The following is a 24,988-nucleotide window of genomic DNA, read 5'->3' on the forward strand; positions in this document are numbered from 1 at the left end:
CACCTTCGCGCCGGGGTCCGTTCGAACCGTTTTGTCGCCGGCCACGCCGCGGCTCAGCCGTCGGCTACAGGCTCCTCGCGGCCTTGGCGGCCGCCTCATCGACCACAGCATCGACCACGAAGCGCGCCTGCTTCTCCGGCACACCGGCCGCGATGAGCGTGGCGACGGCCGTGCGTGTGCCGTCGTCCTCCAGCGCCCCGGTGTTGACCTCCGTCAGCAGCGCGACCGTCATCGCCTCCAGAGCGGCACTCAGTACGGCGGGTGGCAGATGGGAAGGGAAGACGCCGTCCCGCTGCCCCCGCTCCACGATGGCCGTGACCTTGACTCGGGCGGGCTCAAGGATGTCGGCAACACGCTCCCTGCCCAGGTCCCGCTGGGCAAGCGCCAGCAGCATCCGGTACCGGTCGCCGACCGGCCAGACCGACAAGCAGAAGTGCGCGAGTGCCCGCTCGGCCGGCTCCGTCACCGTCTCTCCGACCGCCACGGCGGCCTGGACCGCCTCGGCGGCCTCCTCGGCCAGCGCCTCCAGGAGCGCCGCCCGTCCGGGGAAGTGCCCGAAAAGAGTGCGCCTGACAACACCGGAGGCGCGGGCCAGCTCCTCAAGGGTGGTGTCGGGGTTCCGCCCGAGTTCCTGGCGCGCGGTGGCCAGGATCCGCGCCCGGTTGGACCGTGCGTTGCGTCGCTGCGGCACGCGGCCGACGGGCTGGGACACGGAAGAACCTCGATGAAGGCAGGACAAAGAACGGGCCCTTCATTTTGTCACGTACGCCCGGCTCGATCCGTGGCCGATCCGAGCGGACGCCGACGGCTCCCGCGGCAGCGCCACGGGAGTCGTACGCGATCCCTGGACGAGTGGAGCGGGTCACCCGTGGCCGATCCGAGGGCCGGCCGCCTGGAACCTCCCTCGTGCGACGACGGCGAGGGCGATCTGTGCGGCTGTCACACGGACCGGTCCCGGCGTTCGGCGCCCAGCCGAGCGAAGTAGTCGATGAGGGTGGGCTCGTCCACGGCATCCCGATTGACGACCTGGTCCACCGGGGCGCCCTGAAGCAGGCGCTTGATCGGGACCTCCAGCTTCTTGCCGGTGCGGGTGTGCGGGATGCCCGGCACCTCGAGGATCTCGTCGGGGACATGGCGCGGGGAGGCTCCGCTGCGGATGGCGCCGCGGATCTTCTCCCGGAGGGTGTCGTCGAGGGTCGCCTCGGCGGCGAGGACGACGAAGAGCGGCATCCAGTAGCCGCCGTCCGGCTCCTCCGCGCCGATCACCAGCGCCTCCGTGATCTCCGGAAGCCGTTCGACGACGTCGTGGATGTCGGCGCTGCCGAGCCGTACGCCGTTGCGGTTCAGGGTGGAGTCCGAACGGCCGTGCACGATCACCGAGCCGTGTCCGGTGACCGTGATCCAGTCTCCGTGTCGCCACACGCCGGGATACGTCGAGAAGTAGGCGTCGTGGTAGCGGCGGCCGTCGGCGTCGTTCCAGAAGTACAACGGCATCGACGGCATGGGCCGGGTCACGACCAGCTCGCCGACCTGGTCCACGACCGGGAAGCCCTCGTCGTCGAAGGCCGCCAGGGAAACCCCCAGGTGCGGCGCCGACAACTCCCCCGCCCAGATGGGTGTGTTGGGCGCGCTGCCGGCGAAGCCGGCCACCACGTCCGTGCCACCGCAGACCGAGCCCAGCAGCACGTCCTCGCCCACGTGGTCGCGGACCCATGGGTAGGCGGAGGCGGGCAGCGCGGAGCCGGTACAGCCCACCACGCGGACGGACGACAGATCGTGTCCCGACGGATCGATACCGAACTTGGCCATGCCCAGCAGGTACTGAGGGCTGGTGCCGAACGCGGTGACCCGGTGGCGCGCCGCCAGCTCCCACAGGATGTCGAGCTTGGCGAACGGCGCCGGGCTGCCGTCGTACGTGCATGTCGTGGCCCCGGTCAGCAGCGTCGAGGCGACCATGTTCCACAGCATCCAGTTGGTGGTGGTGTACCACAGGAGGCGGTCTCCGGGACCCAGGTCGGAGTGCAGCCCCAGGGACTTCAGATGCTCCACCAGCACGCCGCCATGGCCGTGCACGATGCCCTTGGGCAGACCGGTCGTGCCGGAGGAGAACACGACCCACAGAGGGTGGTCGAACGGCACCGGCGTGCAGGCGAGTTGCTCGGTGCGGGTGGAGGCGTCCTCCCACGGGACCACCAGCGACGGGTACGCCCTCGACGGCCACGACAGGCCCACGTGGTCCACCAGCAGCGTCGCCTTCAACGCCGGGAGCGCGGCGGCGAGTTCGAGAGCGGCGTCGCGGCGGTCATGGGTGGTGCCGTTGAAGAGGTAGCCGTCGGCGGCGACCAGCACGGTGGGTTCGAGCTGGCCGAACCGGTCGGCGGCCGCCTGAGGCGCGTAGTCCTGTCCGCACACCGACCACACGGCACCCAGGCTCGCGGCAGCAAGGAACGCGACGATCGCGTGCGGGGTGTTGGGCAGGTAACCCACCACCCGGTCGCCCATCCCCACGCCCAGTTCGCGCAGGGTTGCCGCGACGGAGGCGACCTGGGCACGGAGCTGTTCTCCGGTCACCTCGTAGCTGCTGCCGGTCTCGTCCAGGGCGAGGATCGCCGGACCGTCGGAGGACAGGTTGCGCAGAGCGTGGTGAACGTAGTTGAGGGTTGCACCCGGGAACCAGCGGGCGCCGGGCATGGTCTCCTCGGCCAGCACCTGTTCGTACGGGGTGTCCGCGTCTATGTCGAAGTACTCCCACACCGCACCCCAGAAGCCCGTCAGATCGGTGACGGACCAACGGTGCAGGGCGGCGTAGTCGGTGCCGTCCAGGCCGACATGGCGGGCGAAGTCCACGATGCGGCTGTCGGCGACGGCCTGCGGATCGGGTGTCGTGAAGGGTTCCGGGTACGGGCTGGTCATCGTGCGGCGCTCCTCGAACTATTGTGCTCGGCCCTCATGTGCGGCTCATTCGCGTGTGCGACGGGTGTGCGCTGCTCGCCGAGGTCGATCCGGCCGTCCGGGGTCGCGATGGTCGCCGTGATCACGTCGCCCGTGTGCAGGTAACGCGGGTTCCTGGCCTGGCTCTTGAAGAACGCCTTCCACTTCACGGCGGGTGGCAGCAGCGCGCCGATCTTCTCGAGCGGCTTCGGCGGGGCCTTGAGAGCGGTCCCACCGGGGGTGCCGGTCAGGAGCAGGTCGCCGGGGTCCAGGGTCTGGAAGCGGGCGAGCAGGGTGAGGGCCTGCGCCGGGCGGACGATCATGTCGGCGAGGGTGCGGTCCTGGCGCAGCTCACCGTTGACCGACAACTTCAGCCGCAGATCGAGGAAACGGGCGAAGTCCTCCGGATCGAGGAGCGCCAGATAGGGACCGGTCGGTGTGAAGGTCGGGTACGACTTGCTCTCGTAGAACTGCGTCTTGGTCAGCTGTACGTCACGGGCGCTGACGTCGTTGGTGATCACGAGTCCGGCGACGTACGACGGCAGGTCCCCCTCCGCCACCACCGTGCCCACCGGCAGCGGCGCGCCCATGACGAGGCCGAGCTCGATCTCGTAGTCGAGGAAATTCACATGGCCGGGCCGGACGATGCTCTCGCGCGGGCCGCTGACCGAGCCGGACGCCTTGCGGAAGAAGGCGGGCGGGATGTCACCGGTGAAGCCCGAATCGCGGGCGTGGCTGCGGTAGTTGATCATCTGGGCGACCACTCGACAAGGGGTGGTCACCGGGCTGAGCGCCACCAAGTCGGCGACCGGCGTGCCCGCTTCGCCTGAAGTGGCTGCCTCTCGCACGGCGGCACGGTCGGCGATCAGTTCGGCTGTGGTGACGGCTTTGGTGTCGACGAGGACGGCGCGGCCGTCGCGGACGGCCCACCAGCCGTCGGCGGTGCGCAGGACGTTGGTACTCATGTCTTTGCCTTCATCAGAGGGGTGGGGGTCAGGATTTGGCGGCCTTGAGCAGACCCAGCAGACGCGCCGGGTCGATCTCGTTGTCGCCGCGCAGGGCTTCGAGGACGTCGCGGACCCGCTGCGGGGAGGGGCTGGCGCCGATGAAGTCACTGGTGGCGGGAGGGCCCCACTGAGCCAGCCCGCTCGTCGACATGGGCGCCCAGCCGGGTTCGAGGTCACAGGAGAACAGGTCGCCGTCGGCGAAGTGCTCCAGTATGAAGCGGTCCGGGTCGCGCCAGTAGTCGAAGAGCTGACTGCCCAGGACGTGCCGCCCGATGCCCCAACTGCGCTTGTAGCCGCGCTCGTTCAGGTACTCGCCGCCGGCCGCGATCGAGTCGAGGTCGGCCACCTGATAGGCGGAGTGCACATAGGCGTTGCCCGGCCCGAGGTGCATGGCCAGGGTGTGGTGGTCGACGGCCAGGGCGCCCTGATCGCAGCGTATGAACGCCATGGACGGGCCACATCCGCGCTGCCCGTCCAGGAACAGGAAGTCGGACACGATCATTCCGAGGGTATCCAGATACCAGTCCAGGGCCCGGGCGAACACCCGTGTCTCCAGCACCACATGGCCGAGCCGCTGGATGCGGGACGGTTCTCGCGGCGGGCGCTGGGTTGCGTTCGTACGACGGTGTTCCGTACCGAAGTTGAGCAGCAGCGGCCGCTGCTCCGGTAGCTCGGGGAGCGGTTCGGCGCAGTGCACGACCCGTACCGGGAAACCGGACGGGTCGAGCAGGCCGACCACCTTGCCACCACCGGGGACGTCCGCGTCCCGTACGTCCGTCCCCGTCGCCCGGGCGAGCCGGTCCAGGTCGGCCCGCTCGGCGGCACGGAACGCCGGGCCGATGAAACGGGACGTACGCCCGCGCCGGATCACCATGCAGGGCGAGCCTGCGAAGGTGCCCCGCAGCCACAGCTCGTTCTCGGTGCGCCCGGCGATCTGGAAGCCGAAGTCGCGGGCGAAGACCTCGGCCCGGTCCAGGTCGGGCTTCTCGAACTCCAGCCAGGCCAGGTCCGCCACCTTGATCACGGGATTCCGGGATCTGCCCGGATGCTCACCGCGCAGGGCGCCCTGCTCGCTGTGGAGGTCCTGGTGGGCCGTCCTGACATCAGCACCGTCGACATGGGTTTCAGACATGGTGCCCTCCGAGCCGCGTCATTGCAGTGATGAAATCATCAACTGTGACGGACTCCTCGTCAAGATGCCTACCGCAGTGAATGATGCATTTATCAAGACTGCTATCTACTTGCAGTCGTCTCCCTGGCCGGACTCGACGCAGGGCCGCTCCCGGGACCGACCGAGCCTTCGGATGAGGCAGGATGGGCGCCATGACCGAGATCCACACCCCCCGCCTCCTCCTCCGCCGCTGGTACGCCGACGACCTCACGCCCATGGCGGACATCAACGCGGACTCCCAGGTCATGCACTGGATCGACGACGGCTCGGTGCGCGACCCGGAGTACTCCGCCGCGGAGATCGAGCGGTGGGAGGAGGAGTGGGACGAGGAGGGATTCGGGATCTTCGCGGTCGAGCTGCTCGCCTCCGGCGAAGTGGCCGGCTTCGTCGGTCTGTCCGTGCCCGAGTTCTTGCCGGAGGTGCTGCCCGCCGTGGCGATCAGCTGGCGTCTCGGCTCCCAGTTCTGGGGCCAGGGATACGCTTCCGAAGCCGCCCATGCCACGCTGGAGTTCGCCCTTCAGGACCGCGGCCTCGACCGTGTCATCGCCATCAACCGGATGGGCAACGACGCATCCGAGAACATCATCACCAAGCTCGGCATGGTGCAGGAACGCGAGACGACCCACCCGGTGTACGGCTATCCGCTGCACGTTCACGCCATCGATCTCACCGAGTTCGAAGGCTGATCCCGGCGGCGTACAGCCCCGGGACGGCCCCTTGTGAAGGCGGGCCGGGCCTGCGTCCGGGGAGGTGTTCCCCACCCACGGGCGCAGGACGCCCGTGAATGCAGCCCTGGCCTGCCGGGCGATGACCCGCCCTTCGTGGCGCACCAGCCCCGGCCCTGGCGGACGGGTATCCGCGGTCAGCGCCTCCCGCTCAAGATGATCTTCCAGACGCGTGTTGCCACCTGCAGATTGAGCCGGGTGTCCACATCCGCCAGGTCGCGGTCGCTGATCTCACGGATGCGCTGCAGCCGGTAGCGCAGGGTGCTGCGGTGCACCGTCAGCGCGGCGGCCGCATCGTCGTAGTTGCCTCCGCTGTCGAAGTAGCGTGAGAGCGTCTCCACCAACTCCGTGTCGTGCCCTGCGTCGTAGTCGATCAGCCGGCCGAGCCACTCATGCACGAAGCCTTCGAGTTCCCGCAGATCGTTGCCGGGCCCCAGGATCCGGTACAGCCCGAGCTCGTCGAAGAACGTCGTCCCGCTGCGCTGGCGGGAGTTCTGCCGCACCTCCAGGGCCCGCAGTGCCTCCTGATAGCAGCGGGGGATGCCGTCCGGGGATTCGCAGCGGGTGCTCACCCCGATCGCCCCGTCGGGCGTCCCCAGCTCATGGGCGAGCGCCGCGTGCACGGCATCGTCGTCGGGCCTCGCTTCGGTCAGCAGGACCACCCGGTCGCCGCGACGGGTGATCAGCGGACGGGTCGTCGTGGTGGCCGTCGCTTGCTCCACGGCACGGGTGTAGGAGCCGTCTGCGGCGTTGCCCGGCCAGTGCATTACGACGACGTAGTGCGTACGTTGCAGGTCATGTCCTACAGCTTCGGCCCGGGCGTAGGCGCTCGTCTCGTCAGTGCCCTCCAACAGGTCGTCGATCAGCTGGCGGCGCAGCCGCAGTTCGACCTCGGTGAGTTCGCGCATATGCATGAGCTCCTGGGCGAGCGACCGCTGGGCGTGGTCCAGGGCGAACATGGTGTGCTCGTCGGCCGTCACCTCGGGGTCCTCGATGACGAGGACGCCGAGGACTTCGCCGCGCGGGCGGGCCAGGGCGATCAGCCGGTCCTTGACTCTGACCGGGCCCGCCTCGCGCGCGACCTGCCGCAGCATCTCCTCCTGGTAGGTCGAGGACCGGACCGGATGGAGGTCGGGCCGGTCGGGACCGGCCCAGGACCTCAGGTTGCCGAACCGGTCCTCGATGAGCGCCGGCAGCCCGGTGAGTTCGTACAGCGCTTGGGTGATGGCATCCTCGCCGCCGCCCCGGGCAGCGACACGGGCGAGGGTCTCGTGCACGGTCTGCTGCAGGTGCAGTTCGGAGTGCAAGGTGTCCAGCTGCCGCAGCGCGGTGTCCCGTTCGGTACGGAGACGGCTCAGGTCACCGGCGCCGTCGTGGTGCGCCGGACGCGTGACCGTCAGCGACAGGGCCGCCGATGTGAGCCTCACGAGGGTCGAGAGGAGGAAGTGCCCCCGCTCATCGGGCCCGGAGTGGGAGGAGACCACGATGTAACCGAGCAGACCCCCGGCCCCGCGTAGGCCGAACGCCCAGTTCCAGGACCGCTCTGGAAGGGATACGGAGCCGTCAGCCTCGCCCAGCTCCGTCATCCGTTCGTCGTCGACCGTTGGCGCTCCCGCGTCGTGGCCGGAGACGCGGGACAAACCGTCGACCGTCGCGAGGTATCCGGCCTCGGCGCGATAGGGACCGAGGGCACTGACGTGCCGCATGGCCAACCGCACGATCTCACTCTGTTCCGCGCAGCCGAACAGGGTGTGGGACAGCACCAGCAGCCCGTGCGGGTCCAGCGCCGCGAGCGGACGGGGGTCGTGCCGGTCGGTGGCCGCGGTGTTGCCGGGGCGGCTGGTCGGTTCCTGGTCGGAGACATCGGTGGACAGCCTCTGTGACGGACGGCAGACCATAGATCACTCCGTTCTGCTCCGGTCATCGGAGGCGATCCAGCGAGTCGTGGGATCCACGCCTGGACGAGTCCTGAGTACCCAGCGTAGGCAAGACCGAGCGACTTGTCCGCATATACGCCTTGTTCTCGTGGACCGACCGACTGCGCCGATTTCCGACCTGTCGGGTGCAGGCGGAGCGCGCGGCGCTCTTGCCACTCTGGGCTTGTCAGGGATCGCCGGTGTACCAGTGCCGTGGCACAGCGTGGCCGCGGGCACTTCGCCTCGGTGAGCTTCGTGCAGCACAGCCGGCAGCCACCGCGGAGCGGTCCAGCCGTCCGCTGAGCAAGTACGGAGGGACCGGGCGTGACTCCGAGGCGAACGGGGCCGCCCGTCGCGGAAGGAGTTCCTCGTGGCCGAGGCTGAAGGCATCGACCTGGGCACCACGAGCTCGGTGATCGCCGTCGGAGAGGGCGGCGAGTCCACGGTCGTACGCCGGCAAGGACCCCACCACGAGCGTCAACCCGGCGAGATCGTGGCGAAGGGTGCCGCGCGTAGCGCAGCACGGCCGTCGACCCAGCACACCGGGCGACCCCCATGACCAGGTGACCGGGGCAGAAGGAGGCAGCGATGAAGTACGACGGATTCCTCGCCCGTGTACGAGAGCTGGGCGAATACAACGACCAGGACGAAGCCGCGGACGTCACCAACGCCGTGCTGGAAGTACTGGCCCAACGGATCAGCCCGGGAGAGGTCAAGGACCTCGCGTCCCAGCTGCCCGGCCCACTGGGACAGGTTCTGAACCGTGCCACGCCGCAACAGGCGCGGAGCTTCGGGATCGAAGAGTTCTACCGCCGGGTCGCCGAGCGCACCCATGCCCGGCCGCGTACGGCGCAGTGGGATGCCAGCGCGGTCCTGACCACCGTTGCCGACGCTGTCACCGGCGGAGAACTGAACCAGATCATCAGCCAACTCCCCTCAAGTTACGCGGTCCTGTTCGGCAAGGCCGACCTCGCGGACTGAGCCGTGAAGGCGAGCTGAGCCCGTGAAGCACCCAGCGCGCGTCGGGCGTTGCCACCCGCCCCGCGACGAGTTCGACGTGGCCGCGGCGCTCCGACGGACTCAGAACCGCCTGGCCGGGAACGCCCCTCAGAGCAGGAGGTCGAAGACGGCTCGGGCCTCGTCCCAGTGCTGGGTCCGGGGGTTCTTCAGGTCGGGGTGGAGGATCTTGAAGCTCTGGGCAAGGGCCAGGCTGAGCCCGCCGATGATGTCCGGGTAGGCCGCCTCGGTCTCCTCGTCGGGCACGCGGTCCAGAGCGGGATGGGTGGCGAGCTGTTCCAGGATCGGCTTGAGTTCTACATCCTGGTCGATCTTCCGGAAGTGGTGGATGCTCTCCTGCAGGCCTTTGGTGATCGGCAGGTCACAGGTCCGGATGATGTCGCGCCCGTTGGCCTTGGCAGTGGCCTGGGCGACGGTCAGCAGATCGTAGAGCCTGGCGTCGACGAAGTCGCTGTAGCGCTTGAGATCGTTCTTGTCGACGTCCAGCCCCGCTGCCGCGCGGAAGAACCTTTCGAACCTGGCGATGGACATCACGGTCATGACGGCAACCTCCGGCTGCGGGCGCCGGGGTGGCTCCCGGCACTCTTTGGCTTCCCAGTCAGCCTTGCCGACGGGAGCGCGCGAACGCATGCGCATGCCGGGCCCAATTACCTTCCCTGCGTTGCTCTGCCAGGCCCAGGCGTCCAATTGCCTGCGGAGTCGGACGAGCGTGCGGATCAACAGCAGGGGTACCACCGCGACGCGGAGCGGCCTCACGTAGAGGCTCCCCCGGCCGGGAGCCACCCTCCGTCCAGAAATCGGACGCAAGTTACCTATAGGTATGTAGTGACTTAACACGCTCGCAACAGTAGAACGTGTTCTCACTCGTCAAGAGTGAGGAGTGTCACATGAACGACACTACCATCCACGACCAGCCCACCAGAGGCGTCTCCCGCCGCAGTTTCATCACTGGAACAGGTTCTATTCTTGGGGCCGTAACTCTCTCGGCTCACGTCGCGTCGGCCAAGGAGCAGGCGGTCGCGGCGGCCGGTCCGATCGCCCCCGGCGCCCATGTCGCCGCCCTGGTCATCGGCACCGGGTACGGCGGCGCCGTCGCCGCCCTGCGTCTCGCCCAGGCAGGCGTCGACGTCCACATGATCGAGATGGGCATGGCCTGGGACACCCCCGGCACGGACGGCAAGATCTTCGCCAACACCACCACCCCGGACTACCGGTCCTACTGGCTCCGCACCAGGACCAAACAGCCCCTGAGCAACTTCCTCGGCTTCCCGATCGACAAGGACGTCCCCCGCTACACCGGGATCCTGGACGCCGAGGAGATGGGCGGCATCATCGTCTACCAGGGGCGCGGTGTCGGCGGCGGTTCCCTGGTCAACGGCGGCATGGCCGTCACGCCCAAGCGCGAGAACTTCGCCGCCGTACTCCCTTCGGTGAACGCCGATGAGATGTACGGCACTTACTACCCGCGGGCCAACTCCGCACTCGGGGTCGGCACCATCGACCCGGCCTGGTTCGACACCACGCCGGGGTACCAGTACGCACGGGTCGGCCGCAAGCACGCCCAGCGGTCCGGGTTCCCGTTCGTCTTCGTCCCCGACGTGTACGACTGGGACTACATGAAGCAGGAGGCAGCCGGAACGGTCCCCAAGTCGGCGATGGCGGGCGAGATCCTCTACGGCAACAACTACGGCAAGAAGTCACTGCAGAAGACCTACCTCGCCCAGGCCGCGGCCACCGGCAGGGTCACCATCTCGCCGCTCCACAAGGTCACTTCGGTCGCCCCGGCATCCGGCGGCGGCTACACGGTCCTCATCGACCAGATCAACAGCAACGGCGACACCACGACCACCAAGACAGTGACGGCGGACCGCGTCTTCTTCGCGGCCGGCAGCGTCGGCACCAGCAAGCTGCTCGTCAAGCTGAAGGCCACCGGCGCGCTGCCCGGCCTCAACTCCGAGATCGGCAAGGGCTGGGGCGACAACGGGAACGTCATGTGCGGTCGCGCCAACCACCTGTGGGACCCGACCGGTTCCCTCCAGGCGAGCATCCCGTGCGGCGGCATCGACAACTGGACCGCCGGTGGCGCGTTCGCCGAGATCGCACCACTGCCCACCGGAATCGAGACGTACGCCTCGTTCTATCTGTCGATCACCAAGAACCCGAACCGCGCCCAGTTCACCTGGAACGCCGCGACAGGCAAGGCCGAACTCAACTGGCAGACCGCCTGGAAGCAGCCGTCCATCGACATGGCGAAATCAATCTTCGACAAGATCAATGCGAAGGAAGGGACGATCTACCGCACCGACCTCTTCGGCGTCTACAAGATCTGGGGCGATCACCTGACCTACCACCCGCTCGGCGGCGCGGTCCTCAACAAGGCCACCGACAACTACGGGCGTCTGCATGGCTATTCGGGCCTCTACGTCATCGACGGTTCGCTCATTCCGGGCAACACCAGCGTGAATCCGTTCGTCACCATCACCGCGCTCGCCGAACGGAACATCGAGAAGATCATCGCCACCGACCTGTGACGGCGGCGCCTGCGGAAACCCGGTTCAGTGCGTGGGCAGCACGCACACGGCGTCGAGGCCGAGTACATGGTTGAGCCGGCCGAACGCCAGCCAGGAACCGATGCTCATGCTCAGCTCCACGATCTCGTGCTGACTGTAGTTCGCGGTCATCCGTGTCCAGAACTCGTCATCGAGACCGTGGTGGTCCAGGGCGTACCGCTCGGCGTACTCCGCGGCCAGCCTGGTGCGGTCGTCGAAAACGTCGGTGGTACGCCACTGGGTGACCGCCTCGGCGAACCCCTCCTCGACCTTCTGGCCCTCGCGTTCGGTCCGCCAGTCGAGGCAGAAGAGACAGCCGTTGATCTGCGCGATACGCAGACGCGCGGCCTCGAACTCGCGCAGCCCCAGGGTGGTGTGCTCGTACACCGACAGCGAGAAGTTCGCGGCGGCCATCCCGATGCCGGGGACCATCTCGCCCCACACGTACCCGATCGGCTCCTGGCCCTCGGGGATGTCGATCTGCATGGTCATGGGGTCACTTCCTTCCGAGCCGGCCGGCTGCCGGGCGCAGCGGGACGTCGAGCGCGTCGTAGAGTCCGGGTTCCGCGTCCACCAGCCAGTCGATGGCACCCACCAGCCGGCCTACCGCGGTGGCGTTCCCGCCCGCGGACCGGTTCTCGCCCTCGTCGGTGGCCTCGACCGTGACCTCGATGCGGGGGCGGCCCTCGATGATGACGCGGTGTGCTCCGTCACCGCCGTCGGGCGGTGTCGGCCAGTCCGGTGCGCAGGATCCGTGGATGCGGGTGACGTGCTCGATGACGATGCGGGGTTCGCCTCCGACGATCCCCTGCACCTCGAACCGCACCGCGCCCTGGGTTCCCGCCTCGAACTCCCCCATCGTCCGTGTGGTCACCGTGGCGTCGAGCGCCCTGCGTTCCAACGTCTCCCGGATGTCGTCGAGTTCGACGCCGAGGGCCCTGGCCATCAGCCGTATCTGCCCGCCCCAGACCATGGTCGGGACCGACGGGGCGAGCATCAGCGGCTCGTAGTCCATGCCATGACCCATGCCGATCAGATGGCGAACGGAGTCCTCCTGCTCGTAGGTGGAGTAGTCGAAGATCTCCTGGCAGCGGATGCCGTCGATCGTGGTGCCGAGTCCGCTGATCAGCAGGGGCAGGACGTCATTGCCCCAGCCCGGGTCGACGCCGGAGACGAAGAGCGAGCCGCCGCCGTCCGCGATGGCTTCCAGCACCGGATCGCGGAACTCGGGCGGGGCGTTCCGCTGGTCGTAGAGCGGGTACAGCGCGGGGGTGACGACCACAGCGCCGGCGCGGATCGCCCTGCCGATGTCGTCGAGCGCCTCGTCGGGTCGGATGTCGCCGGTCGCCGCGTACACGACGGCCCCGGGAGCGGCGGCCAGTACGGCGTCGATGTCGTCGGTCGCCGTGACCCCCAGTCCCTGCTGGAGGCCGCCGAGCTCGCCCGCGTCGCGGCCGACCTTGTCGCAGTTGTGGACGAGTACTGCCGCGAGTTTCAGCGCCGGGTGGGCGTCGACGGCGCGGATGGCCGCGCGGCCCACGTTGCCGGTGCCCCAGACCACCGTGGAAATCATGCGGCGGAGAGTAGCCAGAGGACCGCGAGGTTCATAGGGCCATGACCGGTGAAAATGTCTGATCGGCCGCGAGCCCTTGAGGTACGTTTCCGGACAGCACGGGCCGTCACCCGAACGGCCTCGTGGGGGATGCCGGGAGTCCTGGCGCTACGCCCGCCACCTGCGGTTTCCGGGCTGCTCCGTGGTGCAGGTGTTGCCCTCCGGGGCGCGGTGTGACGTAATCGGAGAACCCGAAGGGCGGGACTTGGCGATGCCGATGGTGCCGCGCCGGAAGGAGCGGCTGGAATGCACGGGTACGCAACCGGGAACGACGACGGGGTCACCGCCGCGCCGGGAGGACTGCTCGACCTGTTGCAGGTCGCGGCCGTGGTGGTCGACAGCTACGGGCACATCGTGCTGTGGAGCCCCGAGGCCGAACATTTGCTCGGATACCGGGCGGAAGAGGCTCTCGGCCACCGAACCGACGAACTCCTCGTCTCACCCGAGAACCTGCAACGGGCGCGCCAGGTGTTCGCGCAGGTGCGATCAGGAGCGCGCTGGGCGGGCGTCTTCCCGATGCAGCACAAGGACGGCACGGAACGCCCCGTCGAGTTCCGCACCATGCGGCTGCACGACAGGGACGGTCGGATCCACCTACTGAGCCTGGTGACGGACGCCACCACCGTACGGCGCGTGGAGCGGGACCTCGCCCTGTCCCACAGCTTTGTGCAGCAGACGCCGGTGGGCATCGCGGTCTTCGACAACGACCTGCGCTGGGTGGGCCTCAATCCGGCGCTGGAGCGGATCAACGGCCTCCCTGAGGAGGCGGTCATCGGGCATCGGATCACGGAGATGCTGCCGGGTCTCGACGTGGAAGCCATCGAGTCGCGCATGCGTCTTGTCCTGGCCAGCGGCAGGCCCCTGCTGGACCAGCAGTCCGTCGGCAGGACACCGGCGGACACCGAGGACCGCGCGTACTCGGAGTCGTACCACCGCATCCAGGACTCGGAGGGTCGCGTACTCGGCCTCGCGATGTCCATCATCGACGTCTCGGAGCGGCAGCAGGCGGCGGCCGAGGTCTCCCAGGCACGCGAGCACCTGTCCGTGATCGCGGACGCCGGTGCCCGCATCGGCACCACACTGGATCTTCAGCAGACCGCCCGGGAGCTGGCCGACGTGGCCGTACCGCAGCTCGCGGACCTGGCCGCCGTCGACGTACTCGAAGCGGTGGTCGCCCACGGGACCACCAGGGCGGTCGTCGGCGACGCTCAGGCCGAGTTCCGGGCGCTGGCCGTGGCGGCCGGGTATCTCACGGACGCCATTCACGCCGCCGACCCGGTCGGTGAACTGGCCACCTACAGTTCGACCCGAATCATCACCCAGTGCGTCCGGGAAGCCAGGCCGATCCTGGTCGAACACGTGGATTCCGCCATGATGCGAAGCATCGCCAGGGACTCGCACGCCGCTCAGACCCTGCGGATGGCGGGAGTCCATTCCTATCTGGCCGTCCCGCTGGTCGCTCGGGGCGAGGTGCTGGGCACGCTCAGTCTGTATCGCACGATCAACACCCGACCGTTCGACGAGCAGGACCGTATCCTCGCGTCGGAACTCGCCGCGCGCGCGGCGATCTGTGTCGACAACGCCCGCCTCTACGGGCGCGAACGCAGCGCCGCGCTCACCCTCCAGCGCAGCCTGCTCCCCCGCACTCCCGTGGACCACGACGGTCTCGACATCGCCGTACGCTATCTGCCTGCCCTGAGCGAGGTCGGCGGGGACTGGTACGACGTGCTGCCGCTCAGCCGGGGACGGACCGGTCTGATCGTCGGTGACGTGATGGGCAAGGGTGTCCAAGCGGCCGCGGTCATGGGGCAGTTGAGCACCGCCACCCGCGCCCTGGCGCGTCTGGATCCGTCTCCCGCCGAGTTGTTGGGCCACCTCGACGACATCGCGGGTTCGCTCGGGGACACCATCGCCACCTGTGTCTACGCCGTGTGCGACCCTCGTCGGGGCACCTGCGAGCTGTCCAGCGCCGGTCACCTGCCGCCGGTGGTGATCCGTCCCGGCGGCAGTGCGGACCTCCTCGACATCCCCGGCGGCGTGCCCCTCGGCGTCGGCGGCGTGCCGTTCGGCACCATGGAGGTGGAACTGCCGCCGGGCTCCCTGCTCGCCCTGTACACCGACGGCCTGATCGAGAACCGTACGGAGCCCATCGACGCGGGCCTGGACACGATGACACGGCTCCTGCAGACCACGCGGCTGTCCTTGGAGCGGATCAGCGACATGCTTCTGGACGCGTTGCGTCCCGAGCCCGACGACGATGTCGCCCTGCTGTTGGCCCGCACGCGCGACTGAAGGCGACAGGCCGGGCCAGTCACCCGTCCGCCGCCCTGCCCGTCGTACGGAACCGCGCCCGGTACGCCGTCGGTGAGACACCCAGCGCCTGCTGGAAGACTCGGCGCATGGACTCCGCCGAGCCGAAGCCGGCCTGCTCGGCGACCGCGTCGACGGTGTCGCTGCCGGATTCCAGAAGTGCCCGCGCGGCTTCGAGGCGTACCGACTCGACGTACTGGCCGACGGTCATTCCCGTCTGCGCACGGAAGAGTCTGCTCAGGTGGCGGGTGCTGACTCCGGCGCCGCGGGCGAGCGCGTCCAGGTCGCGGGCCGCGGCGGGGTCGGCTCCCACCAGGTTCATGACGCGGCGAACGACCAGGTCAGTGGCGTCCCGTGGGGTCAGGCGGGCACTGAACTGCGACTGGCCGCCGGGGCGCGCCATGAAGACGACGAGTTCACGGGCGACCTCGCGGGCCGTGTCGGGACCGTAATCCTCCTCGACGATGGCCAGCGTGAGGTCGATACCCGAGGTGACACCCGCGGAGGTGATGACGTTGCCGTCCCGTACGAACAGCGGATCCGTCTCGACCCTCACCCTCGGATAGGCGGCGGCCAGCTCGTGGGCGAGCTGCCAATGAGTCGCGGCCCGGCGGTCGTCGAGCGCTCCCGCTTCCGCCAGCAGGAAGGCGCCGGCGCACACGGATGCGACTCGCTCGGCGCGTCCGGCCAGGCTCACGGCCGCGGCGACCAGGCCGTCGTCGGCGACTGCCTGGCGCCATTCGCGTCTGCCGGGGACGATCAACGTGCCCAGTCGGGCGGGTACTTCGTCCCAGCTGCCGTCGACGCCGATGCGGACGTTCGCCGAGGTGCGGATGTCGGCTCCGGTGATGGACACCAGGCGCACGTCGTAGCGGGCTCCGTAGGCGTTGGCCGTCGTCAGGACCTCCACGGGGCCGGTGACGTCGAGGAGTTGTACACCGTCGAAGGCCAGCACCGCGACGACGTGGGCCGCGGTGCCGAAGACGCCGGGGATCACTCGGGCCACGGAGAGTCCAGGATGGTGCGGACGAAGTCTCCCCGCTCGAAGCCGGGTACGTAGTGCTCCAGTACGTCGGCCTTGACGTTGCCGAAGGTGGTCTCCGGCTTGGGGCGGATGCCGTCGGTGAACGCGCCGAGGATCTGCTTCTTGAAGTCGGGCCGGGGGTGCAGGGCGACGATCCGCGCGCGGTCGGCGGCGGAGATGTCCTCGTAGCCGATGCCCAGGACGTCGTATTCGACACCCGCGGTCACCAGGGCGACCTCCGGCTCCATGAACTGCGGGATGCCGGGCGTGGTGTGCAGGGCGATCGCCGTCCACACGCGGCGGATGCTGTCCTCGGGCACATCGTGCGACCGCAGGAAGCGACGGGCCTCGTCCGCTCCGTCCACCTCGAAGCGGCGTCCGCTGGAGTGGAAGCGCTCGGACAGGCCCAGGTCGTGGAACATCGCGCCGAAATAGAGGAGTTCGGGGTCGAAGCTCAGGTCGCGGTTGCGGCCCTGCAGCGCACCGAACAGGTACACGCGGCGCGAGTGGTGGTAGACGAGGTCGCTCGTGGTGTCCCTGACCAGTTCAGTCGCTTCCCTGGCCAGCTTGGTGTCCGGCACGCTCACCCCGGGGACCGGGTTGGAATCGGTGGTCATCGCGTTCACCCGCACTTCTTGCTCATTGCCGCCGCCGGTACGTCCGGCGACACGGTCCAGCCTCGTCGCAACGGTGGCGCGTCGCCATGGCGACAGGGCCGTACAACCCACAGATACGGACACGCGCATGCCGTACGCCGCACGGGCGCCCGTGAAGGCGCTGATGGCCAGTCACAGGGGGCCGCCGGGCTCACCTGCCGCGACAGGGCTAACGTCGCCGTGTATGACGATGATGCTTCCCCTGGATGCGGTGCCGCGACTGACAGGCTCAGTGGTCCTCGGAGCCGGGGGCGGTGTGGTGGTAGGACTGCAGACGGACATCCTTCTGGGGCTGCTGGCGGGGATCGCCGCGACGGAACTGTTCTTCGTCGTGGCGGGCTGGCTGGTGCTGTGGCCCATGGACGCGGCCGCCACCCGCCGAAACGCACGGCGCGAGGACTTCGACCCCGTGACCGACGAGATCGTGGTGGTCGCGGTGGCCCTGTGCGGGCTGTCCGCGATCGTGCTCCTGCTTGTGCGCGGCAGCAAGGCGTACGACGGCCAGGCGGCAGCCGTCACGGCCCTGTGTGCGGTGTTCCTGGCCTGGTCAGCCCTGCATCTGATGTACGCCGCCCGCTACGCCTACGTGTACTACGAGGACAACGGCGGAATCGACTTCAATTCCGACCGGCCGCCCTCGTACCGCGACTTCTTCTATTTCAGCTACAACCTCGGAATGACCTATCAGGTCTCCGACACCGACGTCTCGAGTTCCAGGATCCGCTCGATAGTGCTCAGACACACTCTGCTGTCGTACGTATTCGGCACCAGCATTCTGGCCACGGCCATCAATGTCGTCGTGGGCATCGTCAGCGTCTGACGAGGTCTCCTCCGAATGGCGCACCCGGCTGGACAGGCAGACGATGGAGTGCAGGGGTTCTGATGTGAAGGGAGCCGTCATGATCGAGGTCAAAACGCTCGACAAGCCGGATGAGCGGCGCGATTTCCCCCGCGGTCACCTCGAAGCCGTGCACCTCACCGGGCTCGACTTCGCCGTGGGCACCTTCGAGCCGGGCTGGCGGTGGTCCGAGTCCGTGGCCCCCATCGCGGGAACCGAGAGCTGCCAGGTCCATCACAACGGCTATGTCGTGCAGGGACGCATGCACATCCGCATGGACGACGGCGGCGAGAGTGAGGTCGGACCCGGCGACGTGTTCGTCGTCCCGCCCGGCCACGACGCGTGGGTCGTGGGAGACGAACAGGCCGTGGTGTACGACTTCGCCGGAGGCATGGCGAAGGAGTACGCGAAGGCATCGGACGCTTAGTACCGGCCTGCCCGGTAGAAACCGGCAGGCAGCGAGTAGCACTCAGGAGCGCTCAGCCCTGGCTGCGGGCTGCGGGCTGCGGGCTGCGGGCTGCGGGCTGCGGGCTGCGGCGAAGGAGACCTTGGGGCGCGGTCGGAAACGGCGCCTCCGCGGTCCTAAGCTCGGTGTATGGCCAAGTACTTTGACGTGCACCCTGAGAACCCGCAGCCGCGCACCATCAGCCAGGTGGCAGAGATCATCCGCGGCGGAGGTCTCGTCGCCTATCCGACGGACTCGTGCTTCGCGCTCGGGTGTCAGCTGGGCAATCGGGAGGGGCTCGACCGGATCCGCTCGATCCGTCGGCTCGACGACCGCCACCACTTCACGCTGATGTGCCAGGACTTCGCGCAGCTGGGCCATTTCGTGCACCTCGACAACACGGTGTTCCGGGCGATCAAATCGTCGACACCCGGGAGCTACACCTTCATCCTCCCGGCGTCGAAGGAGGCTCCGCGCAGGCTGCTGCACCCGAAGAAGAAGACCGTCGGCGTCCGGATCCCCGACCATGTCGCCGCCCAGGCACTCCTCGCCGAACTCGGCGAGCCGCTGCTGTCGAGCACCCTGCTCCTGCCCGGCGAGGACAAGCCCCTGACCCAGGGATGGGAGATCAAGGAGGAACTCGATCACGTGGTGGACGCCGTCCTCGACTCCGGTGACTGCGGCACCGAGCCGACAACAGTCATCGACTTCTCCAGCGGGGAAGCAGAAATCGTACGCAGGGGAGCCGGAGACCCTTCCCGGTTCGAGTAGCTTCGAATAGTTCGGCCTCCGGGCGGGCGGCGCCGCACGCCGCCGGCACTCACAGGTCGAGGACCGCGCGGAGTGCGTTGTCGACGAGCGCCTGCTGTTCGGAGCCGATGTTGCCGTGCGGGGTCCCCGTCTCGAAGCGGGATGCCGACAGCTGAACGAGGTTGACGGCGACGACCGACGCCTCCACCGGCGCGGACAGGCGCACGCTCATGGCGGTGTCGGGGTGCACGGCCGGGGCATGCAGGACGAGCGCGACGACGGCCCCGTACGCGTCGGCGAGCCCGTCGAGGCTCACGACCAGCACCGTGCGGGTGCCCTTGCCGGTGTCGACATCCCACACGTCGCCCTTGCGGATCATCACAGGGCGTCGCCCTCGCCGTCGAGGTCGAGGGCGGCGTGGGCATCGACGGCGGCCAGCTTGCGGGCGGCGTCGAGCGTCATCTGACGGCGCACGGCCTGCACGATGTAGGCGTTCAGCGAGGGCGCGTCGGCAGCGGCCGCACGCAACGCGTGGTCCATGGTGTCGGGGATCCGCACAGTGACTACACTCATGCAGCCAAATGTAGTGGCACACCTGGCGTCACCGCCAGGGCCGCCGGGGAGTGCGCCGTCGCCAGCCGGCCGCGGCTCGCGTCGAACCGGCCGAGCAGCAACTGAGCTCTACGGCTCGACGATGTCCGCGCCCGGCAGGGCGGTCAGCAGTGGGGAGTGGGTGGCGCAGACGACCTGGCCGCCCTTCTTGAAAGCCTTCGCCGTGACTCACCGACTCCAGGGAGAAGCCTTCCCTGCCCAGGGCGTCGAGTGCGGTCTCGGCCCGCAGGAAGAAGCCCTTGCGGGCGGACCAGCTCGACGCCATGCGGCGCCCGCGTGGGGCCGCGTCGAACCTCGTCCGCTCGCCGAGCACCGACTTGCCACGACTGGAGGCGAGGTGAAGCCCGTTCCGTCCCACCAGGAGTCGAGCCGCGTTGACAGCTCCCGAGTGGCGTGAACTACCTTCTGACAACGGATACTTCGGCGGAGGACCACGTCGGGTGGAATCCGCCGAGGTGCGGGCTCTCAGGGAAGCGGTTCGACGGAGGGGGCCGTCGGCGCCTGGTAGGCGCCGCTGACCAGCATCCGCACCTCGCCTGCCGGGCTGATTTCGGCACGGAGGATGCCGGTGGGATCGCAGTACACGGGGTTTCCGCCCGGTCCTACCGTGTCGGTCCGTTCGACGATCACCTCATCCGTCGCGGAGTCCTTGTCTGATCGCTGATGGGTGAAGGAGAGCCGGTAGCGGTCCTTGGTTTCCATGACGACCTCCAGCGCTTGAGACAGTCCCGAGAGACAAATGATGACAAACAGTCCCACCTCCATGATGCAGCCAGACCATCCCGGAAGCAGTACCCAGCGGCCGCGACAAGCCACTCCCGCCTCTGTCACCACGGGTGACGCCTCTCGCCTCCGGGCGCCGGGCAGTGTAGACATATGCACATGGTCCGACTAATGGGTCGATCCCGGGCCCAGTCGACCCGGGCACCCCACAGACCGCCCGATCCACGGGTGCCGGACGGGAGCGGGCCACACAAGCGGCCGCTCGGCCGGCTGTGGGCGGCGCTGAGCGGGCGCAGCGTGGCCGGCCAGGTGTTCATGCTGCAAGTGGTGATCGTCCTGCTGCTGGTGGTGTCCGCGGTGGTGGCGCTGGTGCTCCAAGTGCGGCACGACAGCACTCTGGAGGCCCACAACCGTTCACTGGCCGTCGCCGAGACCTTCGCCAACGCGCCCGGCACCGTCGAGGCGCTGCGCTCCCCCGACCCCACCGCTGTGCTCCAGCCTCGGGCCGAAGCCGCGCGCAAGGCGACGAAGGTGGATTTCATCGTTGTCATGAACACCGACGGAATCCGCTACACCCACCCGTTCCCGGACCGGATCGGAAAGAAGTTCGTCGGGGACATCGGGCCGGCTCTGGCCGGCCACGCCATCACCGAGGAGATCACCGGGACCATCGGGCCGCTGGTGCAGGCCGTGGTTCCGATCAAGGCGCCGGACGGATCGGTCGTGGGCCTGGTGTCGGCCGGTATCACGACAGCGAACGTGGGCGGCGTGGCGGAACGGCAACTTCCGCTCCTGCTGGCAGCCGCGGCCGCCGCGCTCGCCCTGGCCACGGCCGGGACGGCACTCGTGAGCAAGCGGCTGCTGCGCCAGACGCGGGGCCTCGGCCCGTTCGAGATGACCCGGATGTACGAGCACCACGACGCGGTGCTGCACGCCGTCCGGGAGGGCGTGATCATCATCAGCGACGAGGGACGGCTGCTGCTCGCCAACGACGAGGCGCATCGACTGCTCGACCTGCCCAAGGACGCCGACGGACGGCTCCTCGCGGAACTCGGCCTCGAGTCGGACATCGTCGGCCTGCTGGCCTCGGGACGGGTCGCCACGGACGAGGTGCATCTGGTCGGCGACCGGCTGGTTGCGGTCAACCAACGGTCGACGGACCTCCAGGGCGGCCCGTCCGGCAGTGTCGCGACGCTGCGTGACTCGACCGAGCTGCGGGCGCTGTCCGGCAGGGCCGACGTGGCACGCGAACGCCTCAAGCTCCTCTACGACGCGGGGGTGGGCGTCGGCACGAGCCTGGACGTGACCCGCACCGCCGAGGAGCTGGCGGAGGTGGCCGTTCCGAGGTTCGCCGACTTCGTCACCGTGGATCTGGCGGAGGCCGTGCACAGCGGCGAGGAGCCCGAGACGATCGGCAGGCTGCGCCGGACGGCGTCCAGCGGAATCCGCGACGACGCCCCTCTCTACCCGGTGGGACGGCAGATCACCTTCGTCGCCACCTCACCGCAGGCCCGCAGCCTCAGCACCGGCCAGTCCCTCGTGGAGCCCGATCTCAGCAAGGCCACCGGCTGGCTCGCCCAGGACCTGGAGCGCTCCGCGCAGGTCGTGGAGTACGGAATCCACTCGCTGATCACCGTTCCGCTGCGGGTGGGCCCGCTGGTGATGGGCGTGGTCCAGTTCTGGCGCTCCGAGCGGCCGGAGCCCTTCGACGTGGAGGAGCTGACGCTCGCCGAGGAACTGGTGGCGCGCGCCGCTGTGTCCATCGACAACGCGCGCCGCTACACACGCGAGCACACCATGGCCGTGACGCTGCAGCGCAGCCTGCTGCCGCGCAACCTGCCCGAGCAGACCGCCCTGGACATCGCCTACCGCTACCTCCCGGCGCAGGCGGGGGTGGGCGGGGACTGGTTCGACGTACTGCCGCTGTCGGGCACCCGGGTCGCCGTCGTGGTGGGCGATGTCGTCGGGCACGGGCTGCACGCCGCGGCCACGATGGGGCGGCTGCGTACCGCCGTGCACAACTTCTCGGCACTGGACCTGCCGCCCGACGAACTGCTGGGGCTTCTCGACGAGTTGGTCGGCCGAATCGACCAGGACGAGGACGCGCAGGACAGCGGCGCCGCCATCACCGGCGCCACGTGTCTGTACGCGATCTACGACCCGACCTCCCGGAAGTGCACGGTCGCCCGGGCCGGCCACCCTCCCCCGGCGCTGGTCCGTCCCGACGGCAGCGTCGAGTTCCCCGAGGTGCCGGCCGGTCCGCCGCTGGGCCTCGGCGGCCTTCCGTTCGAGACGGTCGATCTCGTCCTCGATGAGGGCAGCCGGCTGGTTCTCTACACCGACGGGCTCGTCGAGGACAGGGAACGGGACATCGACGTAGGGCTGGAAATGCTGCGCACCGCCCTGACGGGGGCCGACCGGTCACCGGAGGACACCTGCCAGGCCGTGCTGGACGCCCTGCTGCCGGCCCGGCCGAGCGATGACATCGCCCTGATCGTGGCCCGTACCCACGCCCTCGGTGCCGACCGGATCGCCGAATGGCAGGTGCCGGCCGATCCGGCGGCCGTCGGCGACGTACGCGCGTCAGTCACCCGGCAGCTTGCCCAATGGGGTCTGGACGACATGGTGTTCGCCACGGAGCTGATACTCAGCGAGCTGGTCACCAACGCGATCCGCTACGGCAGCGGACCGATCCAGGTACGGATGCTGCGCGACCGCAGTCTGATCTGCGAGGTCTTCGACACCAGCAGCACCTCACCCCACCTGCGGTACTCGGCCAGCACCGACGAGGGCGGACGCGGACTGTTCCTTGTCGCGCAGCTCTCCGAACGCTGGGGCACCCGCTACACCCCCACGGGCAAGGTGATCTGGAGCGAGCAGCCGCTGCCTTCCGACGCTCAGCCCTGAGGAGGAGGCCGGCCGTCACGCGTGTCCGGCTCCGGCGCTCCCGTGTCGGCCGGAGTCTCCGACGCGCCCGTGTCGGTCAAAGGCTCCGGAGCGCCGTCGGACTGAGCGAGCGGCAGGCCGGCGCCGCCCTGGAGGCGCTCCAGGTCGTCGGGGCGCACCTGGATGACGATCAGAGCGACCAGTGCGGCCACGACGGCGAAGACGGCGGCGACGATGAAGGAGCTGGAAATGCCGGAGGCGAGCACCTGGTCGCTCCAGGGTTTCGGGAGCTGGCCGGTCCTGCGGAACTCCAGTCGCTGCGCCGGGCTCGCGTCGGCCATGAACCTGGCGACCTGGTCGGTGGCCTCGTTGCGACTGGCCGTTCCGTAGACGGTGACCAGCACGGACAGGCCGAGCGATCCGCCCACCTGCTGGGTGGCGTTGAGGATCCCGGAGGCCGCTCCCGTCTCCTGGGGCGTCACGCCTGACACCGCCATGAGCGTCAGTGACACGAACTGCAGCCCCATGCCGAAGCCGAAGACCAGCATGGGGCCGAGAATGCTCCCCAGGTACGTGCTGTCGACATCGGTCAGCGTCAGCCAGCCGAGTCCCACTGCGGCCAGGATCGCGCCCACCGCCATGAACGGCTTGGGGCCCCACTTGGGCAGCAGTTGCGAGGCGAATCCGGCGCCGATCGCGATGATCACGCTCACCGGCAGGAAGGCGAGCCCGGCCCGCAGCGGACTGAAGCCCAGGATGTTCTGCACGAAGAGGGTCAGGAAGAAGAACATGCCGAACATCGCGGCGGCCAGGGTCAGCATCATCGCGTAGACGCCGGCTCGGTTGCGGTCGCGGAACATCCACAGCGGGGTGATGGGCTGCCTGGACCGGCGCTCGGTGATGATGAACAGGGCGAGGAACACGACCGCGGCCACGAAGGCCACGACGGTCACGCTGTCGCTCCAGCCGTCTTCCGAGGCGCGGATGAAGCCGTAGACGAGCAACACCATGCCGAGGGTGGAGGTGAGCGCGCCGAGGAGGTCGAAGTGGCCCGGGTGGCGCTCGGATTCGCGGATGTAGCGGGGTGTCGCGAGCACGATCAGCAGGCCGATGGGCACGTTGACGAAGAGGACCCAACGCCAGTCGAGCCACTCCACGAGCAGTCCGCCCGCGAGCAGTCCGATCGCGCTGCCGCCCGCCGAGACGGCGGCGAAGACCCCGAACGCCCTGTTGCGGTCGGGCCCTTCACGGAAGGTCGTGGTGATCAGCGACAGGGCGGTGGGAGAGGCGATGGCGCCTCCGACGCCCTGAAGCGCGCGTGCTGCCAGCAACTGCCATGATTCCTGGGAGAGTCCGCCGAGCAGGGAGGCGAACACGAAGAGCAGCACGCCGAAGATGAAGACCCTGCGCCGGCCGAGGATGTCGCCCAGTCGCCCGCCGAGCAGCAGCAGACCTCCGAAGGTCAGCGTGTAGGCGTTGATCACCCAGGACAGGTTCTCGGTCGAGAAGCCGAGCGAGGTCTGGATGTGCGGCAGGGCGATGTTCACGATGGTGATGTCGAGGACCACCATCAGCTGGCACGAGGCGATGACGAGGAGTGCGATACCGCTGCCCTTGCCCCGCTCCGGGGATTCGGCAGGCTCGGTGGGTGTCTTCTGAGCGCCTGTCATGGGGAATGTCCTGCGTCTCAGTCAGGAGTGAACGTGGACGTTCGCCACACCGACGTTAGTGCGGTGTACCCGACCCCACCAATCGATCATGCCCGTGTCCAGGCGGGCGCCGCTTTCCGCGGCGCTGAGATGCGCGCACGGGCGTC

Annotated in this window: 23 protein-coding genes and 1 pseudogene; 9 read left to right on the forward strand and 15 right to left on the reverse strand. The window is 68.9% G+C overall.

Annotated features, from left to right (window positions below):
* Positions 1 to 64: 64 nt before the first annotated feature.
* From ACFYPC_RS28000 to ACFYPC_RS28015, 4 genes are all read right to left on the reverse strand, one after another.
* Positions 65 to 712: a TetR family transcriptional regulator gene (locus ACFYPC_RS28000; RefSeq protein WP_388681577.1), complete on the reverse strand. Its 648-nt coding sequence runs from the start codon at positions 710 to 712 to the stop codon at positions 65 to 67.
* A 227-nt stretch (positions 713 to 939) separates the two neighbouring features.
* Positions 940 to 2,913, reverse strand: a complete 1,974-nt coding sequence (locus ACFYPC_RS28005; protein ID WP_388681579.1) for an acetoacetate--CoA ligase — start codon at positions 2,911 to 2,913, stop codon at positions 940 to 942.
* Positions 2,910 to 3,896: a fumarylacetoacetate hydrolase family protein gene (locus ACFYPC_RS28010; protein WP_388681581.1), complete on the reverse strand. Its 987-nt coding sequence runs from the start codon at positions 3,894 to 3,896 to the stop codon at positions 2,910 to 2,912. Before ACFYPC_RS28010 ends, ACFYPC_RS28005 begins: the two co-directional genes overlap by 4 nt.
* A gap of 28 nt (positions 3,897 to 3,924) precedes the next feature.
* Positions 3,925 to 5,070 carry a VOC family protein gene (locus tag ACFYPC_RS28015; RefSeq protein WP_388681583.1) on the reverse strand — a complete coding sequence of 382 codons (1,146 nt, stop codon included), beginning with the start codon at positions 5,068 to 5,070 and terminating at the stop codon, positions 3,925 to 3,927.
* Between the two features lie 191 nt (positions 5,071 to 5,261).
* Between ACFYPC_RS28015 and ACFYPC_RS28020 the strand changes: the two genes are divergently transcribed.
* A complete protein-coding gene (locus ACFYPC_RS28020; protein ID WP_388681585.1) occupies positions 5,262 to 5,795 on the forward strand; it encodes a GNAT family N-acetyltransferase in 534 nt (177 codons plus the stop codon).
* A 176-nt stretch (positions 5,796 to 5,971) separates the two neighbouring features.
* Here the strand turns inward: ACFYPC_RS28020 and ACFYPC_RS28025 are convergent, their stop codons facing one another.
* The gene (locus tag ACFYPC_RS28025) at positions 5,972 to 7,732 is read right to left on the reverse strand and encodes a PucR family transcriptional regulator (protein WP_388681587.1); all 1,761 of its coding nucleotides are present in this window, start codon (positions 7,730 to 7,732) and stop codon (positions 5,972 to 5,974) included.
* A gap of 388 nt (positions 7,733 to 8,120) precedes the next feature.
* Between ACFYPC_RS28025 and ACFYPC_RS28030 the strand changes: the two genes are divergently transcribed.
* Both ACFYPC_RS28030 and ACFYPC_RS28035 read left to right on the forward strand, forming a co-directional pair.
* Positions 8,121 to 8,309, forward strand: coding sequence for a hypothetical protein (locus ACFYPC_RS28030; protein ID WP_388681791.1), 189 nt, complete (start codon positions 8,121 to 8,123; stop codon positions 8,307 to 8,309).
* Positions 8,310 to 8,338: 29 nt separating this feature from the next.
* Positions 8,339 to 8,731 (forward strand): DUF2267 domain-containing protein, encoded by a 393-nt coding sequence (locus tag ACFYPC_RS28035; protein ID WP_388681589.1) that lies wholly within the window; start codon positions 8,339 to 8,341, stop codon positions 8,729 to 8,731.
* A 126-nt stretch (positions 8,732 to 8,857) separates the two neighbouring features.
* Here the strand turns inward: ACFYPC_RS28035 and ACFYPC_RS28040 are convergent, their stop codons facing one another.
* The gene (locus ACFYPC_RS28040) at positions 8,858 to 9,307 is read right to left on the reverse strand and encodes a DUF1931 family protein (protein ID WP_388681592.1); all 450 of its coding nucleotides are present in this window, start codon (positions 9,305 to 9,307) and stop codon (positions 8,858 to 8,860) included.
* A gap of 347 nt (positions 9,308 to 9,654) precedes the next feature.
* Here ACFYPC_RS28040 and ACFYPC_RS28045 point away from each other — a divergent pair, with 347 nt between their 5' ends.
* Complete coding sequence (locus ACFYPC_RS28045; protein WP_388681594.1) at positions 9,655 to 11,298, forward strand: GMC oxidoreductase; 1,644 nt, start codon at positions 9,655 to 9,657, stop codon at positions 11,296 to 11,298.
* Positions 11,299 to 11,322: 24 nt separating this feature from the next.
* Here ACFYPC_RS28045 and ACFYPC_RS28050 read toward each other — a convergent pair whose 3' ends face one another.
* Together ACFYPC_RS28050 and ACFYPC_RS28055 are read right to left on the reverse strand one after the other, a co-directional pair.
* Positions 11,323 to 11,802 carry a carboxymuconolactone decarboxylase family protein gene (locus ACFYPC_RS28050; protein ID WP_388681771.1) on the reverse strand — a complete coding sequence of 160 codons (480 nt, stop codon included), beginning with the start codon at positions 11,800 to 11,802 and terminating at the stop codon, positions 11,323 to 11,325.
* Between the two features lie 10 nt (positions 11,803 to 11,812).
* Entirely contained in the window at positions 11,813 to 12,889 is a 1,077-nt protein-coding gene (locus ACFYPC_RS28055; protein ID WP_388681597.1) for a dihydrodipicolinate reductase, read from the reverse strand.
* Positions 12,890 to 13,174: 285 nt separating this feature from the next.
* On the opposite strand from ACFYPC_RS28055, the gene ACFYPC_RS28060 reads away from it, so the two are divergent.
* Positions 13,175 to 15,220, forward strand: a complete 2,046-nt coding sequence (locus ACFYPC_RS28060) for a SpoIIE family protein phosphatase (protein WP_388681600.1) — start codon at positions 13,175 to 13,177, stop codon at positions 15,218 to 15,220.
* Between the two features lie 19 nt (positions 15,221 to 15,239).
* On the opposite strand, the gene ACFYPC_RS28065 is transcribed toward ACFYPC_RS28060, so the two are convergent.
* Positions 15,240 to 16,244 (reverse strand): GlxA family transcriptional regulator, encoded by a 1,005-nt coding sequence (locus ACFYPC_RS28065; RefSeq protein ID WP_388681603.1) that lies wholly within the window; start codon positions 16,242 to 16,244, stop codon positions 15,240 to 15,242.
* Positions 16,232 to 16,879: an HD domain-containing protein gene (locus ACFYPC_RS28070; RefSeq protein ID WP_388681606.1), complete on the reverse strand. Its 648-nt coding sequence runs from the start codon at positions 16,877 to 16,879 to the stop codon at positions 16,232 to 16,234. Before ACFYPC_RS28070 ends, ACFYPC_RS28065 begins: the two co-directional genes overlap by 13 nt.
* A gap of 223 nt (positions 16,880 to 17,102) precedes the next feature.
* On the opposite strand from ACFYPC_RS28070, the gene ACFYPC_RS28075 reads away from it, so the two are divergent.
* From ACFYPC_RS28075 to ACFYPC_RS28085, 3 genes are all read left to right on the forward strand, one after another.
* The gene (locus ACFYPC_RS28075; RefSeq protein WP_388681609.1) at positions 17,103 to 17,738 is read left to right on the forward strand and encodes a DUF1345 domain-containing protein; all 636 of its coding nucleotides are present in this window, start codon (positions 17,103 to 17,105) and stop codon (positions 17,736 to 17,738) included.
* Between the two features lie 79 nt (positions 17,739 to 17,817).
* Entirely contained in the window at positions 17,818 to 18,183 is a 366-nt protein-coding gene (locus ACFYPC_RS28080; RefSeq protein WP_388681611.1) for a cupin domain-containing protein, read from the forward strand.
* Between the two features lie 168 nt (positions 18,184 to 18,351).
* Entirely contained in the window at positions 18,352 to 18,972 is a 621-nt protein-coding gene (locus ACFYPC_RS28085; RefSeq protein ID WP_388681614.1) for an L-threonylcarbamoyladenylate synthase, read from the forward strand.
* Positions 18,973 to 19,021: 49 nt separating this feature from the next.
* On the opposite strand, the gene ACFYPC_RS28090 is transcribed toward ACFYPC_RS28085, so the two are convergent.
* From ACFYPC_RS28090 to ACFYPC_RS28105, 4 genes and pseudogenes are all read right to left on the reverse strand, one after another.
* On the reverse strand, positions 19,022 to 19,330 hold the full coding sequence (locus tag ACFYPC_RS28090; protein WP_388681774.1) for a hypothetical protein: 309 nt from the start codon (positions 19,328 to 19,330) through the stop codon (positions 19,022 to 19,024).
* Positions 19,330 to 19,524: a hypothetical protein gene (locus tag ACFYPC_RS28095; RefSeq protein WP_365433812.1), complete on the reverse strand. Its 195-nt coding sequence runs from the start codon at positions 19,522 to 19,524 to the stop codon at positions 19,330 to 19,332. Before ACFYPC_RS28095 ends, ACFYPC_RS28090 begins: the two co-directional genes overlap by 1 nt.
* 114 nt (positions 19,525 to 19,638) lie before the next feature.
* Positions 19,639 to 19,897, reverse strand: a pseudogene (locus tag ACFYPC_RS28100) (ABC transporter); the annotation flags it as partial.
* A gap of 131 nt (positions 19,898 to 20,028) precedes the next feature.
* Entirely contained in the window at positions 20,029 to 20,265 is a 237-nt protein-coding gene (locus ACFYPC_RS28105; protein ID WP_388681617.1) for a DUF6296 family protein, read from the reverse strand.
* A gap of 336 nt (positions 20,266 to 20,601) precedes the next feature.
* On the opposite strand from ACFYPC_RS28105, the gene ACFYPC_RS28110 reads away from it, so the two are divergent.
* Positions 20,602 to 23,193, forward strand: a complete 2,592-nt coding sequence (locus ACFYPC_RS28110; RefSeq protein WP_388681777.1) for a SpoIIE family protein phosphatase — start codon at positions 20,602 to 20,604, stop codon at positions 23,191 to 23,193.
* On the opposite strand, the gene ACFYPC_RS28115 is transcribed toward ACFYPC_RS28110, so the two are convergent.
* Entirely contained in the window at positions 23,184 to 24,842 is a 1,659-nt protein-coding gene (locus ACFYPC_RS28115) for an MFS transporter (RefSeq protein ID WP_388681620.1), read from the reverse strand. The genes ACFYPC_RS28110 and ACFYPC_RS28115 overlap by 10 nt on opposite strands.
* Between the last annotated feature and the right edge of the window lie 146 nt (positions 24,843 to 24,988).

This window comes from Streptomyces sp. NPDC005808 (genome assembly GCF_042871385.1).
Taxonomy (GTDB): Bacteria; Actinomycetota; Actinomycetes; order Streptomycetales; family Streptomycetaceae; genus Streptomyces.

What these genes read in the sequence shown, in the direction of transcription:
- ACFYPC_RS28005 (WP_388681579.1), bottom strand. Translation starts at nt 2,913, where the DNA reads ATGACCAGCCCGTACCCGGAACCCTTCACGACACCCGATCCGCAGGCC.
- ACFYPC_RS28010 (WP_388681581.1), bottom strand. Translation starts at nt 3,896, where the DNA reads ATGAGTACCAACGTCCTGCGCACCGCCGACGGCTGGTGGGCCGTCCGC.
- ACFYPC_RS28015 (WP_388681583.1), bottom strand. Translation starts at nt 5,070, where the DNA reads ATGTCTGAAACCCATGTCGACGGTGCTGATGTCAGGACGGCCCACCAG.
- ACFYPC_RS28020 (WP_388681585.1), top strand. Translation starts at nt 5,262, where the DNA reads ATGACCGAGATCCACACCCCCCGCCTCCTCCTCCGCCGCTGGTACGCC.
- ACFYPC_RS28025 (WP_388681587.1), bottom strand. Translation starts at nt 7,732, where the DNA reads ATGGTCTGCCGTCCGTCACAGAGGCTGTCCACCGATGTCTCCGACCAG.
- ACFYPC_RS28035 (WP_388681589.1), top strand. Translation starts at nt 8,339, where the DNA reads ATGAAGTACGACGGATTCCTCGCCCGTGTACGAGAGCTGGGCGAATAC.
- ACFYPC_RS28040 (WP_388681592.1), bottom strand. Translation starts at nt 9,307, where the DNA reads ATGACCGTGATGTCCATCGCCAGGTTCGAAAGGTTCTTCCGCGCGGCA.
- ACFYPC_RS28045 (WP_388681594.1), top strand. Translation starts at nt 9,655, where the DNA reads ATGAACGACACTACCATCCACGACCAGCCCACCAGAGGCGTCTCCCGC.
- ACFYPC_RS28050 (WP_388681771.1), bottom strand. Translation starts at nt 11,802, where the DNA reads ATGCAGATCGACATCCCCGAGGGCCAGGAGCCGATCGGGTACGTGTGG.
- ACFYPC_RS28055 (WP_388681597.1), bottom strand. Translation starts at nt 12,889, where the DNA reads ATGATTTCCACGGTGGTCTGGGGCACCGGCAACGTGGGCCGCGCGGCC.
- ACFYPC_RS28060 (WP_388681600.1), top strand. Translation starts at nt 13,175, where the DNA reads ATGCACGGGTACGCAACCGGGAACGACGACGGGGTCACCGCCGCGCCG.
- ACFYPC_RS28070 (WP_388681606.1), bottom strand. Translation starts at nt 16,879, where the DNA reads ATGACCACCGATTCCAACCCGGTCCCCGGGGTGAGCGTGCCGGACACC.
- ACFYPC_RS28075 (WP_388681609.1), top strand. Translation starts at nt 17,103, where the DNA reads ATGACGATGATGCTTCCCCTGGATGCGGTGCCGCGACTGACAGGCTCA.
- ACFYPC_RS28080 (WP_388681611.1), top strand. Translation starts at nt 17,818, where the DNA reads ATGATCGAGGTCAAAACGCTCGACAAGCCGGATGAGCGGCGCGATTTC.
- ACFYPC_RS28085 (WP_388681614.1), top strand. Translation starts at nt 18,352, where the DNA reads ATGGCCAAGTACTTTGACGTGCACCCTGAGAACCCGCAGCCGCGCACC.
- ACFYPC_RS28090 (WP_388681774.1), bottom strand. Translation starts at nt 19,330, where the DNA reads ATGATCCGCAAGGGCGACGTGTGGGATGTCGACACCGGCAAGGGCACC.
- ACFYPC_RS28095 (WP_365433812.1), bottom strand. Translation starts at nt 19,524, where the DNA reads ATGAGTGTAGTCACTGTGCGGATCCCCGACACCATGGACCACGCGTTG.
- ACFYPC_RS28105 (WP_388681617.1), bottom strand. Translation starts at nt 20,265, where the DNA reads ATGGAAACCAAGGACCGCTACCGGCTCTCCTTCACCCATCAGCGATCA.
- ACFYPC_RS28110 (WP_388681777.1), top strand. Translation starts at nt 20,602, where the DNA reads ATGCTGCAAGTGGTGATCGTCCTGCTGCTGGTGGTGTCCGCGGTGGTG.
- ACFYPC_RS28115 (WP_388681620.1), bottom strand. Translation starts at nt 24,842, where the DNA reads ATGACAGGCGCTCAGAAGACACCCACCGAGCCTGCCGAATCCCCGGAG.